Source organism: Paenibacillus sp. FSL R10-2796, assembly GCF_037965315.1.
Classification (GTDB): Bacteria; Bacillota; Bacilli; order Paenibacillales; family Paenibacillaceae; genus Paenibacillus_AQ; species Paenibacillus_AQ odorifer.
Window position 1 is genome coordinate 2,122,181 of the sequence record NZ_CP150178.1, and the last position, 12,453, is coordinate 2,134,633.

The following is a 12,453-nucleotide window of genomic DNA, read 5'->3' on the forward strand; positions in this document are numbered from 1 at the left end:
AAAAGCTGAAATAAAAACCGAAATAGTAAGAGCTCCGGGAAATTGGTATAATTTAACGAAGAGGTTTTCGACTACGGGGAGGTTTGGACATGCCACAGCGTGTGCTGCTGATTGAGGACGACGAAGCAATCAGTGAAATGGTCAGGTCTTATTTGGTAAAAGAAGGTTATGAGATTGAAGCTGTATTTGACGGTGAAGTAGCGGAGAGAACATTTCTGACCGGTGGTCCATTTGATCTTGTACTGTTAGACCTTATGCTGCCGAAGCGTAGCGGGACTGACATTCTTCAGACTATTCGTGCGGGGAGTCTGGTTCCAGTGTTGATCATGTCCGCTAAAGACAGTGATGTAGATAAAGCGCTTGGGTTAGGCTTTGGGGCGGATGATTATATTACGAAGCCCTTTTCTATGATTGAGCTAGCGGCTAGGGTGAAGGCAGCGATCCGTCGTGCAGGTTATGCATCTCCCAGTATCCAAGTGGAAGATCAAGCTCCGGTGAAGCAAATGATCTCCATTGGCCGATTGACTGTAGATTTAGATAACTTCTCTGCGTTGAAGAACGGGGAAGAAGTAAAGCTAACGTCGAAGGAATTTCATATTCTTAAGCTGTTTGTGACGCATCCGGGCCGAGTATTTACCAAAGCGCAGATTTATGCGAGCGTATGGGAGGATGATTATTTCGGGGATGAGAACGTCATTAATGTACATATGAGAAGATTGCGTGAAAAAATAGAAGACGATCCCTCCCATCCCGAATACATTAAGACGTTATGGGGCATCGGGTATAAGCTGGGAGAACAGCTATAATGATTGCGGTGCTAGGTGTTGTCATTGTGCTCTTACTCGCCGTCATTGTGTGGCAATATCAGAATTCGCGTAAAGCTTCTAATGATTTGCGATATATGCATGACAAGTTAAGCAGCATTATGGAGGAAGGCTCACATGAAAGATTGCTGCTGTTCAGCGGTAATTTGGAGCTGCAAAGCGTGCTGATTGACCTGAACCGGCTGCTGGATATCAATCATAAAGGAAGCATTGAGCGCGTAAGGCTGGAGAAATCCATGCGTAATATGCTGTCTAATATTTCTCATGATCTTAAGACTCCGCTAACGGTTGTGCTTGGTTATATTGAGACCATTCAACAGGATGAGCATTTGCCGGCCGGGGAACGGGAACGAATGATGAAGATGATTCATCAAAAAGCCAATGAAGTGATCCAGCTGATGAACAAGTTTTTTGATTTGTCCAAGCTGGAATCAGGGGATCGGGAAATTGCGCTTTCACGAGTTGAGGCAGGTGAAGTATGCAGACGCAACATCCTTTCTTTCTATGATATCCTCAGCGCTAAGGGCAGTGAGGTGGAGATTGAGATTCCGGATGAGGCTGTTTACTTCATGGGAAATGAAGAGGCTCTTGATCGAATATTGTCCAATCTGTTGTCGAACGCAATTTCTTATGGCGACGCTGGGAGCGTATTAGGATTAAGGCTCTATAGTGATGAGAACAAAGTATACATAGAGGTGTGGGACCGGGGAAAAGGCATCAGTGAAGTACACCAGGATAAAGTATTTGAGCGTCTGTATACGCTGGAAGATTCAAGAAATCGGGCTTATCAAGGCAGCGGTCTAGGTCTGACGATCACCAAAAGATTAACGGAGCAAATGAATGGAACGATTACACTGGTTAGTCAGCCGTATGTGAGAACGGTGTTTACCCTTACTTTTCGCAGATTACGCTTCTAAGGAATAGAATTGTGCGCAGCTTAAGATTTTCGTAAGAAACGAGTAATAAAAAAGAAAATTCTGCTGTGTACAATAAGAACTAAGGAAGACGAGACGAAAACAAAGGGGAGCGCGGAATTGACTACAATACTTCGGACAAGAAATTTAACGAAAACCTATCAAGGTAAAGAAGTCGTCAGCAATGTGAATATGAATATTAAGCAAGGTGAAATTTACGGGTTTCTTGGACCCAATGGTGCTGGCAAAACTACCGTGATGAAAATGGTCACGAACCTCGTTAAACCTACGAGTGGAGAAATTGAATTTTTTAATGAAAAAATGACTGAGCATTCTTACGAAATGCTGAAGCGGATGGGCTGCATCATTGAATATCCAGTGTTTTATGATAAATTGACAGCCAAAGAAAATCTGATTTTGCACGGAGAGTACATGGGCTATTATGATCCGCAAGCGATTGGTGAAGCGCTGGAGCTGGTAAAGCTCACAGGTGTCGATAAAAAGCCGGTGAAGCAATTTTCACTTGGGATGAAGCAACGTCTGGGTATTGCCAGAGCCTTCATGACGAAACCTGAGCTGCTCATTTTGGATGAGCCGATTAATGGGCTAGATCCTGTGGGAATCAAGGAGATGCGTGAAGTGTTCCGGATGCTTAGCCGTGAATATGGAATGACGTTACTTGTATCTAGTCATATTCTGGGGGAAATAGAGCAGATTGCTGATACGATCGGTGTGATCCGGCAGGGTGCTCTGGTAGAAGAAGTGGCGATGGATTCCATTCGTGGCCAAAATACTGAATATATCGAAGTGGTTACGAATGAGATTAATAAAGCAGTGTATGTGTTGGAGCATAAGCTTGGGCTTAATAATTTCAAAGTGCTGGACCATATTACAGTTAGAATATATGACGGTGGAATCTCACAACGTGATCTGAATAAGGCGTTAGTGCTAGCAGATGTGGAAATTGAAAGTATCAGCAAAAAACAACATACGCTGGAAGATCATTTTCTGCAATTGATTGGGGGTGAAGGCATTGCTTAAATTAATATCTTTGGAGATTCGGAAGAATAAGCTAAAAACGCTTCTTACAGGTGCAGCAATCGTCAATCTTGCGATTCTTGCGTTTATGATTATGGTTTTATTCGTTGATCAAAATGAGAGCGAACCGTCATTTGCTTCTTATGCAGAGTTGTTTGAGGGCGTGTTCGTTTTTGTAAAGGCTGCTTATATTATTTTCGCTTCGGTTATTATTAGCAAGCTGGTGATTGATGAGTATAAGAACAACACCATTACTCTTCTCTTCATGTATCCTATCTCACGTAAAAAGCTGATGACTGCGAAAATATTGATAGTGTTCGCCTTCACATTTGTTGCCATAATCGTGGCAGACATTGTAGTCGGCGCTATCCTAATAGGATTCAATTCCTTTGCAGGGCTTATTCCGGGTGAACTGACCCTTCATGTAATCACTTCAGAGCTGATTAAGTTAGGCGCAAACGCTTTTTACGCAGCGGGTATTGCTCTAATCCCATTGTACTTTGGAATGAAGAAAAAATCGGTCCCTGCCACCATCGTCTCAGCTGTGTTAGTTACCTCCCTAATTTCTGGGGGATTTGATCAAGCTCGCTTAGGTAATTTAGCGGCGGTGTCGATCTCACTTGGTTTGCTAGGAGCAGGTATTGCCTATATGGCTATTCGCAACATTGAACATAAAGATATAGCCTAATAGATTCGGAATTCACCCCCTTTTATAACCCTTTTGTAACGATGAAAAAGCATCGTGATTGGGTTATAAAGGGGGGATTTGACGTTTATCTACGACTGATTTCCGTAATTTTGATATAATAGATATGAAATATATTTTAAATTTTAGATGAACATTACTCGTTTAGGGGTAATGATAATGGATGAGAGAGCCTGAGGGGATGTGAACTGTGGATAAAGACTGGACGTCCATTCTGAGACGGTTGCTTTCGGAAGAGAGCGCTTATAAATCGTTATATGACCATCATCCTGATTTGATATTCGTTCTGGATAGACAAGGTCGCTGCGTAGGAACCAATCGAACTTTTCATCTAGGCTTGAGCGCAGAAGCGAAGTTGCAAAATACAAGTCCGATATCAGCAAAGAGAAAAAAACTTGGCAATATTGCTAGTTTTGAGGCTGCTCTGCAGGGGAACTCCTCAAGCTTTGAGCTACAAGATTTAGAGAATCCCAAAAAAGGCTCAGATTGCGTAGGCGTTAAACTATTACCGATCAGAACGGAAGAAGGGATCGCCGGGGTATTCGCGATTACTCAAGTGGCTAACGGAAGCGCTCTTTTACATGCAAAATTGTTACAAGACTGGCTAGATGAATTAGCGGACACCTTAGATACTGAATTACCTATCACGGGCGAAGTGGAGATCAGCTCCAAAGATAGCTCAATAGTAGCTGTGAAGGATCAACAATCGAGTCTCATTCTGAATTCCGTCTCCGCGGGAATCTTTGTGCTAGATACAACGGGGCGTGCTCTATTTATTAACCGTGAGGCAGCGGATATGTTAGGCTACCAACCAACAGAATTGATGGGTCTGAAGCTTATGGATTATATCCATCATATCCAAGGTGATGGTTCGCGTTATTCGACACCTGATTGCCAGATTAGTCTTACGATAGAGGATGGAGTCATCCGCAAGAAAGATGATGAGATCTTCTGGCGTAAGGATGGCACCAGTTTTTTTGTTAATTATCGGGTAGCACCTCTTATTGATGAAGGGCTGATCGCAGGTGCGGTTATTGCCTTCAGTGATATTACGAATGAGCGAGAAATCATTCGTGCGAAAGAATCAGCAGAGCAGGCAGCGCAAGCCAAATCTGATTTCTTAATGATGATGAGCCATGAAATTCGGACGCCGATGAACGGGATGATCGGAATGGCTGATCTATTGTTGGATACTGAACTTGGAGAAGAGCAGCGAGGTTATGCCGAGATTTTACGCAGCAGTAGTTATACGTTATTACAGATCTTGAATGATATTCTTGATTTCAGCAAAATGGAAGCAGGTAAAATGTCACTGCAATCCGAGAAGTTTGATCTCCGCGAGATGATCTCAGACGTCATTGATTTATTTGCACCGAAAGCGGAAGAGAAGAAGCTGGCATTACGTTGGTGGATGGATACTAGCGTTCCAACCATAATCATTGCTGATCCGATCCGCTTGCGGCAGATTGTCGTGAATCTGGTAGGCAATGCGCTGAAATTCACGGAACGTGGGAGCGTGACCCTATCGGTGAAGAACATTCCACTATCTGATGAACAAGAATTTTTGTTGGAATTTTCAGTGCGGGATACAGGTGTAGGAATTGCCGGTAACAAACTCAATCTATTGTTTCAATCTTTCTCACAGCTGCATCCGTCCATAAACCGTAAATATGGAGGTACAGGATTGGGACTGGCTATTTGCAAGCAGCTTGTGGAGCTGATGGGTGGGACGATCTTTGTAGAAAGTGAAGAGAATCAAGGTTCTACGTTTCGTTTTATGTTGCCTTGCAGAGCAGAAGATATAGAGCTGGAAGTAACTTCAAACTAGGGGGGTTACACACAAATCTCCGGTCCATTTGCTTAAGAGGCAATGGCCGGAGATTTGTGTGTTATTAGTCCTGAAGCATATACATGAGACCTACAGTATGCGGCCCACAATGGCTGCCAATTACACAACCCGCATGGAGGATTGCTATTTCATTAACTTGAGTTTTCTCTCGTAGTGCTGCCTCCAGATAGAGCGCATCTTCTTCCGCCAAGGTATGGACCACGATGAGCAACTCATTATCCATTCGATCGACATGAACCAAAGCGTTCTGGAGCATTTGTTCAACAGCTTTTTCTTTTTTGCCACGGATTTTGCTGGTAGGTATGATGCTTCCATCTACCAGTCTAAGAACAGGACGGATTTTGAGCAGACTACCGATGAAGTTCTGCATGCCTGAACAGCGTCCACCCATATATAAGTAATCTAGCGTATCCACAACGAATTCAGTTTCCACAAGGCTGCGGCTGTGCTCCAGCATGGCTGCAATCTCTACGGCAGAGTGGCCCTTTTCAGCAGCTCTGACAGCCTTCATAACAAGGAGGGCAATGCCTCCGCACAAGGTTTGTGAATCTATAACCTGTACGCGTCCCTCAGGAAATTCCCCGGCAGCCAAAAGTGCATTCTGATATGTAGAGGATAGTGAGGAGGAGAGACTGATATATACAATATCTTGTCCGCTGCTAATCACGGGTTGAAATGCAGCAATGAAATCTGCTGGCGAAGGTGCTGCCGTTTTCGGCAATACTCCACTAGCGGCTACACGGCGATACACTTCCTCGGGTGTAATATCTTCACCATCTTTGTAGGTACCTTCTTCAAATACAACATAAAGAGGAACGATGCCGATGTCATAAGTATCCTTCCAGTTTTGAGGTAAATCGGAAGTGCTGTCTGAAAATATTTTTACAGTAGACATGAAATTCTCCTTCACCGATAATTCGGATGACAATAATCATTATAGAACTACATAATCTATTTATTATACCAAGACTATGCCAATTCTCAAAATGAAATAGTAGGCAATCACAAGAAAAAAAGACTATCGGGATTTCGATAGTCTTTTTAGTTCTAATCTTTTTTCGTAACAGGGATCCATATCTCACAGCGATAGTCCTCTGCGTCTGGTCTCCCTGGAAGATATAGCTCAAACTCAGGTCCGCCTGTGTGCTCGTAGCCTGTGGAAGGGAACCACTCCTGGAAAATGCGTGCCCATACCTGCTGGATCGCATCAGGCATCGGCCCTACTGAGGTGAACACAGCCCAACTTGCAGCTGGAATTGTTGTAGAAGCAAAGCCCTGTGCATCAGTCTCTGGAGTAGCTTCGACAGCGATCCAATAGGAGAAGGTTTCTTTATCATGGTTCATGTCAGAGCAGATGCCTAATAAATCCTTATCTTCACCGAGCTCAATCAGCTTATCCGACGTACCATTTTCATTAGCTTCTATCCACAACTGAGGGATGCGGCGCAGATTCTCCCCATCCTTCGTTGTCATTTCCTCTACTAGTCCGATAACATTAAAAGCGTCTCTTTTCTCAATTCTGTAGTCCATTTCTTTATCTCCCTTCAGTGATAGATGGAAGGAGAGTCTAGGGAAAGCCTTGAGCTGTACCCCTGACTCCCGCGCAGCAGAAGGAGTAATTCCATGTGCCTTGCGGAATGCTTTGGCAAACGACTCGGGCGAGTCATATCCGTATTTCAGTGCAACATCCAGCACTTTAACTTTAGAAATAGCAAGCTCCTGTGCAGCCAGAGTTAATCTGCGCTTACGGATATAGTCTTTGATAGATACTCCGGTAAGCATATTGAACATGCGCTGGAAATGAAAGGGGGAGGAGTAAGCAACCTTGGCGATTTCTTCAATGGTCACAGATTCCTCCATCTTGCTCTCCATATAATCTAAAGCTTCTTTCATGCGGATAAGCCATTCCAAGTCCGTCATCTCCCTTTAAGTTCATACTATCAGGCTGCATTTGCAAAATCCTGTTATTCCGTGCTCTCTAATGACAGGTAGCAGGCAGAAGGATAATCTCATAAAAAATCATCCTAAATAGTATAACTCAGGAAGATAGACAAAGTTAGTCTTTCAATCGATACACTCTTGCTTCATAAGGTCGTAATAATTCCCGTGTGGGTGCATCATCAGGGTAATTTCCAATAATAAGTTCCGTAGCCTTACTTAGCTCTGCGGAAAGATCAACAGTCTGTGGAACCTCATTGAAATTGAGCAGCACCAGCCACTTCTCGTCATCCAGAGTACGCGTATAGGCATAAATATCCTCATGCTCTGGCAAAAGTAGCTTGTATTCGCCATAAGCCATGATCGGATTTTTTTTGCGCAAAGCAAGCAGCCTTTGGTAATAATAGAAGATGGAATCCGAATCCGCCAGGGCCTGCTCCACGTTAATTTCCTTGTAGTTCGGATTAACTTTGAGCCACGGCTCCCCTTCAGTAAAGCCGGCATTCGCAGAATCATCCCATTGCATCGGAGTGCGCGCATTATCACGGCCTTTGATATGAATAGCGTTTAGCACGCTGTTAGGATCAGCGCCGCCTTCGGTAACCTTTTCGCGATACATATTGAGGATTTCAATGTCTTTATAATGTTCAATGGCTGTGAACTTTACATTAGTCATCCCGATTTCTTCGCCTTGATAAATATAGGGTGTCCCTTTCAGCGTGTGCAGTAAGGTAGCGAGCATTTTGGCAGAGATCACACGATACTTACCGTCATCCCCGAATCTTGAGACCATACGTGGCTGGTCATGATTGTTAAGATAAAGACTATTCCAACCCTTATCCGCCAGACCCACTTGCCATTTATGAAGAATATCGCGCAGCTTCGACAACGTCCACGGGGCTACGTCCCATTTGCCGTCAGGACCCGAGTCCACATCCATATGCTCGAACTGGAATACCATTTGCAGCTCTTTGCGTTCCTCGTCCGTGTAAAGGATGGCATCTTCAACTGTAGCGCCAGGAGTTTCGCCGACAGTCATAATGTTATAGTTGGATAACACTTTGTCATTCATTTCATGTAAAAACTCATGAACACGTGGTCCATTCATATAATATTCGCCGCCCCAAGCAAGTTCCCCGGGAGCAAGGCCGTCTCTATGAGAGGATGGGAGACCTTCCACTTTAGAAATCATATTGATTACATCCATTCGTAGACCATCCACACCCTTGTCGAGCCAGAAGGTGATCATCTTGTATAACTCCTCACGCAGCTGCGGATTCTCCCAGTTGAGATCCGGTTGCTTGCGCGAAAACAGATGCAGATAGTATTCACCAGTGGTTTCATCCAGTTCCCAAGCCGGGCCGCTGAATACAGAACTCCAATTGTTGGGACGCTCACCATCTGGTCCACCCGGACGCCAAATGTAGTAATCGCGATATGGATTATCTTTTGAAGAACGGGATTCTACGAACCAGGGATGCTCATCTGAGGAATGATTGATTACAAGGTCCATCATCAGTTTTATGCCATGGGCGTGCAATCCAGTCAGTAATTCTTCCCAATCCTGTAATGTGCCGAACTCATCCATAATATCTTGATAATCGCTGATGTCATAACCGTTATCGTCATTTGGTGATTTATATACAGGTGACAGCCAAACTACGTCGACACCTAGCTTTTGCAAATAATCCAGACGTGAAATGATTCCTTGCAGATCTCCAATCCCGTCACCATTGCTATCTTGAAAGCTGCGGGGATAGATTTGGTAGACAACGGCTTCTTTCCAAAAGGTTCTGTTCATTCAAAATCACTCCTTATATAAGTTATCTTCCTAAAAAATAAAGAGACCCCAAAAGCATTAAGCTTCAAGGGTCTCTTGGGTGTAAGTTTTATACTGTGACGGAATTGCTATCAGCAGTGATGCTGCTTAGTCCGTTTACGGTATATTCTTTGTCGTAGATAGTAATAGAAGCAGGGATATCAGTTTCATTCGTAACAGTAACTTGTGCATCCGTAACGCTTACTTTCAGACGGGAGCCGCGGAACATGATTTTAAAAGAGTAAGCGGTCCAGTGACCTGGGTTAGATGGGCTCAGTGTCAGTCTGCCGTCATGCACGCGGAGTCCGCCGAAACCATGTACGATTGACATCCAAGTACCAGCCATGCTAGTGCTGTGCAAGCCGTCTTCTGTATCATTGTTATAGTTATCAAGATCCAGTCTTGAAGTACGCAAGTACATTTCATAGGCCTTATCCTTATATCCCAGCTCACTGGCTAGAATGGAGTGGATACAAGGGGAAAGGGAGGACTCATGAACAGTGATCGGTTCATAAAAGTCGAAGTTACGTTTTTTGGTATCGAGATCGTAACGGTCACCCAGGAAATATAATCCCTGCAGAACGTCTGCTTGTTTAATGAAGCAAGAACGCAGGATACGGTCCCATGACCATTTTTGGTTGAGTGGCAGATGCTCACGTTCCAGATCTTTGACTTGAATGATCTCTTTGTCCAGGAAGCCATCTTGTTGTAAGAAGATACCCAGCTCTTCATCCGCAGGATAATACATCTTAGCAATGATGTCTTTCCATTTTGTAGTTTCGCTCTCTTGCAGCCCTAGTTTGTCAACTAGCTCAGCATAACGAGTAGGCTCATTTTCTTGCAAGTATGCCAGTGCTTCCATGGTATATTCCATAGTCCACGAAGCCATACGGTTCGTATACCAGTTATTATTAACGTTATTCTCATATTCATTCGGGCCCGTTACGCCGAGCATTACGTATTTGTCTTTGCGTGATGCATAGTGAACACGTTCTTCCCAGAAGCGGGAGATTTCCACTAGAACCTCAAGGCCATATTGTCCCAGATAGGCTTTGTCTCCGGTGTAGTTCACATAGTTGTAAATAGCGTAGGCAATGGCACCATTCCGGTGAATTTCTTCAAATGTAATTTCCCACTCGTTGTGGCATTCTTCACCGTTCATCGTAACCATTGGGTATAGCGCACCTTTTTTGAATCCAAGCTTACGGGCATTTTCTTTAGCTTTCTCTAAGTGCTTGTAACGGTAGATCAACAAATTGCGGGCAATGGAGGAGTCCGCCGTACTGAGATAGAAGGGAACGCAATACGCCTCTGTATCCCAGTAAGTGCTGCCGCCGTATTTTTCACCGGTAAAGCCTTTCGGGCCAATGTTCAGGCGGTCATCTTCACCATTATAGGTTTGATTGAGTTGGAAAATATTAAAGCGAATCGCTTGCTGAGCCGAAACGTCACCTTCAATGATGATGTCGCTTTCTTTCCATTTTTCTCTCCAAGCTTCAATTTGTTCGGTCAAAAGAGTTACAAACCCGGCTTCCTTAGCAGCTTGCAGAGCAGTTTGGGCGGCGTCGACCAATTGTCCCAAACCGTGATTCCGAGAAGTAACATTGGCTACATATTTATAAATGACGATTTGATTGCCCGCTTGTGCGGTTACGTCCAGTTTGCTGGCTACATATTTCTCTTGTTCGATGACTTCTGCTTCGGCAGTTACTTTCTCACCATTGACAAGGATATCAAAAGCCATAGCAGAGGTGACATGGAAGTCGAGTTTCTTAGTCTTTAGGGTGAGATGTCCATGATCAGGTCCCGCTTGTTTCTCAACTTCATTCCAGAATTTCTCGTCATAGTTGGAATCCTTGTTCTTCACATCACCATCAAGATAAGGAGTAATCGTAATCTTGCCTGAGAAATTAACAGGAATGATGGAATAGCGAATCGCGCCGATTTCTTGACGAGTCATGCTTACGAACCGGATACTTTCTACTTTAACTTCCTTACCATCTTCGAGAGTGGCAGTGAAGCTACGGGAGAGCGTTCCTTCTTTCATATTAAGTACACGGCGGAATTCGGAAACGGTGCACTTTGCCAGATCAAGGGGTGTACCCTCGATATCAATGTTAATACCGATCCAGTTCGTGCTGTTAAGTACTTTGGCAAAATATTCAGGATAGCCGTTTTTCCACCAGCCGACACGTGTTTTGTCAGGGTAGTAGACGCCCGCCATGTAGCTGCCTTGCAGGCTGTTGCCGCTATATTGCTCTTCGAAATTAGCCCGGCCACCCATAAATCCGTTACCAAGACTAAATACGCTTTCAGAAATTTCTTGCGTCTGTGGATCAAAGGATTCCTCAATAATGGACCATTCATCAATTGTTAAATATTGTTTCACGATAACCGCTCCTTTAAATATGTTAGGGGGATATATAAAATGAACAAATCTTTTGTTAAACTTCCGGTGATATAAAAGTGACTGCGATGAATCTTTGGACTTTCGATCGCTGTTATAATCAGATTTCTATATTTAAACCACATTTTGCGGATGAAATCTGATTATAAAGGCGAACGCTATGCTTCTACAGTTCCAAAATTCCTCTCCGTCACTTCATCACCAGAAAGTTAACGATTAATTATTAGTTCATTTAATCTCTGGTAGGAATGTCCATAACAACTCAAATCAGTACTATTTGAGTTCATTATGTTCACTATATTTATGCAAAAGATTCTTTGAGCATGGACACACTCATATGAGCGAGCGATGGAACCACAATATTCGCGGCACTGAGGGTTTCCGGCGAACCAATGCCAACACTGAACATACCGGCCCGGGTAGCGGCCTCAATTCCCGCTTCTGCATCTTCGAAGACTACACAATGTTCAGGTGCGGCATCCAGTGCTTTGGCTCCTAACAGGAACACTTCCGGATCTGGTTTAGCAGCACTAGTATGAGTTCCATCGATGATTGCATCAAAGTAAGGGGTTAATCCGGTATTATTCAAGATCGTCATAGCGTTTTTACTGGCAGAACCGAGAGCGACTTTGATGCCATTCGTACGGCACTCTTTTAGGAAATCAAGCGCACCTGGCAGAATCTCAGAACTGTCCATTTTTGCAATATATTCGACATAACGATTATTTTTCTGTTCCGCAAGCTTAGCTTTCTCTTCTTCAGCAATCGTTAGTCCACCGATTTCCAGCAAAATATTTAGTGAAGCCGTTCTGCTGACTCCCTTAAGGCGTTCGTTATCTTGTTCTGTGAAAAGAAACCCCAGTCCATCTGCAAGCTCTTTCCAAGCGATATAATGGTATTTGGCTGTATCGACGATTACTCCGTCCAAGTCGAACAAGCAGGCTTTAATTTCCGACAT

10 protein-coding genes are annotated in these 12,453 nt (G+C 43.9%); 5 read left to right on the forward strand and 5 right to left on the reverse strand.

The features are described from left to right. Positions 1–89 precede the first annotated feature (89 nt). The 5 genes from NST58_RS09475 (at position 90) to NST58_RS09495 (ending at position 5,310) form a co-directional block, all read left to right on the forward strand. Entirely contained in the window at positions 90–806 is a 717-nt protein-coding gene (locus tag NST58_RS09475; RefSeq protein ID WP_339247476.1) for a response regulator transcription factor, read from the forward strand. Beyond that, positions 806–1,741 (forward strand): sensor histidine kinase, encoded by a 936-nt coding sequence (locus NST58_RS09480; RefSeq protein WP_076277543.1) that lies wholly within the window; start codon positions 806–808, stop codon positions 1,739–1,741. Before NST58_RS09475 ends, NST58_RS09480 begins: the two co-directional genes overlap by 1 nt. A 117-nt stretch (positions 1,742–1,858) precedes the next feature. Beyond that, entirely contained in the window at positions 1,859–2,779 is a 921-nt protein-coding gene (locus NST58_RS09485) for an ABC transporter ATP-binding protein (RefSeq protein ID WP_076126453.1), read from the forward strand. Continuing rightward, positions 2,763–3,464 carry an ABC transporter permease gene (locus NST58_RS09490; protein WP_232061220.1) on the forward strand — a complete coding sequence of 234 codons (702 nt, stop codon included), beginning with the start codon at positions 2,763–2,765 and terminating at the stop codon, positions 3,462–3,464. The genes NST58_RS09485 and NST58_RS09490 overlap by 17 nt, the downstream gene beginning before the upstream one ends. Before the next feature lie 208 nt (positions 3,465–3,672). Beyond that, a complete protein-coding gene (locus NST58_RS09495; RefSeq protein WP_339247481.1) occupies positions 3,673–5,310 on the forward strand; it encodes an ATP-binding protein in 1,638 nt (545 codons plus the stop codon). Positions 5,311–5,374: 64 nt separating this feature from the next. Here NST58_RS09495 and NST58_RS09500 read toward each other — a convergent pair whose 3' ends face one another. From NST58_RS09500 to pgmB, 5 genes are all read right to left on the reverse strand, one after another. Beyond that, on the reverse strand, positions 5,375–6,226 hold the full coding sequence (locus NST58_RS09500; RefSeq protein WP_076126458.1) for a DegV family protein: 852 nt from the start codon (positions 6,224–6,226) through the stop codon (positions 5,375–5,377). Positions 6,227–6,378: 152 nt separating this feature from the next. Next, positions 6,379–7,242 carry an AraC family transcriptional regulator gene (locus NST58_RS09505; RefSeq protein ID WP_339247484.1) on the reverse strand — a complete coding sequence of 288 codons (864 nt, stop codon included), beginning with the start codon at positions 7,240–7,242 and terminating at the stop codon, positions 6,379–6,381. 145 nt (positions 7,243–7,387) lie between these two features. Beyond that, the gene (locus NST58_RS09510) at positions 7,388–9,070 is read right to left on the reverse strand and encodes an alpha-glucosidase (RefSeq protein ID WP_339247487.1); all 1,683 of its coding nucleotides are present in this window, start codon (positions 9,068–9,070) and stop codon (positions 7,388–7,390) included. A gap of 88 nt (positions 9,071–9,158) precedes the next feature. Beyond that, the gene (locus NST58_RS09515) at positions 9,159–11,477 is read right to left on the reverse strand and encodes a glycoside hydrolase family 65 protein (RefSeq protein WP_076184663.1); all 2,319 of its coding nucleotides are present in this window, start codon (positions 11,475–11,477) and stop codon (positions 9,159–9,161) included. Between the two features lie 319 nt (positions 11,478–11,796). Beyond that, complete coding sequence (pgmB, locus tag NST58_RS09520; protein ID WP_076279393.1) at positions 11,797–12,453, reverse strand: beta-phosphoglucomutase; 657 nt, start codon at positions 12,451–12,453, stop codon at positions 11,797–11,799.

Excerpts from the sequence above, each read along its gene's own strand:
- NST58_RS09475 (WP_339247476.1), top strand. The coding sequence starts at position 90 with ATGCCACAGCGTGTGCTGCTGATTGAGGACGACGAAGCAATCAGTGAA.
- pgmB (WP_076279393.1), bottom strand. The coding sequence starts at position 12,453 with ATGTCGGAAATTAAAGCCTGCTTGTTCGACTTGGACGGAGTAATCGTC.
- NST58_RS09500 (WP_076126458.1), bottom strand. The coding sequence starts at position 6,226 with ATGTCTACTGTAAAAATATTTTCAGACAGCACTTCCGATTTACCTCAA.
- NST58_RS09510 (WP_339247487.1), bottom strand. The coding sequence starts at position 9,070 with ATGAACAGAACCTTTTGGAAAGAAGCCGTTGTCTACCAAATCTATCCC.
- NST58_RS09480 (WP_076277543.1), top strand. The coding sequence starts at position 806 with ATGATTGCGGTGCTAGGTGTTGTCATTGTGCTCTTACTCGCCGTCATT.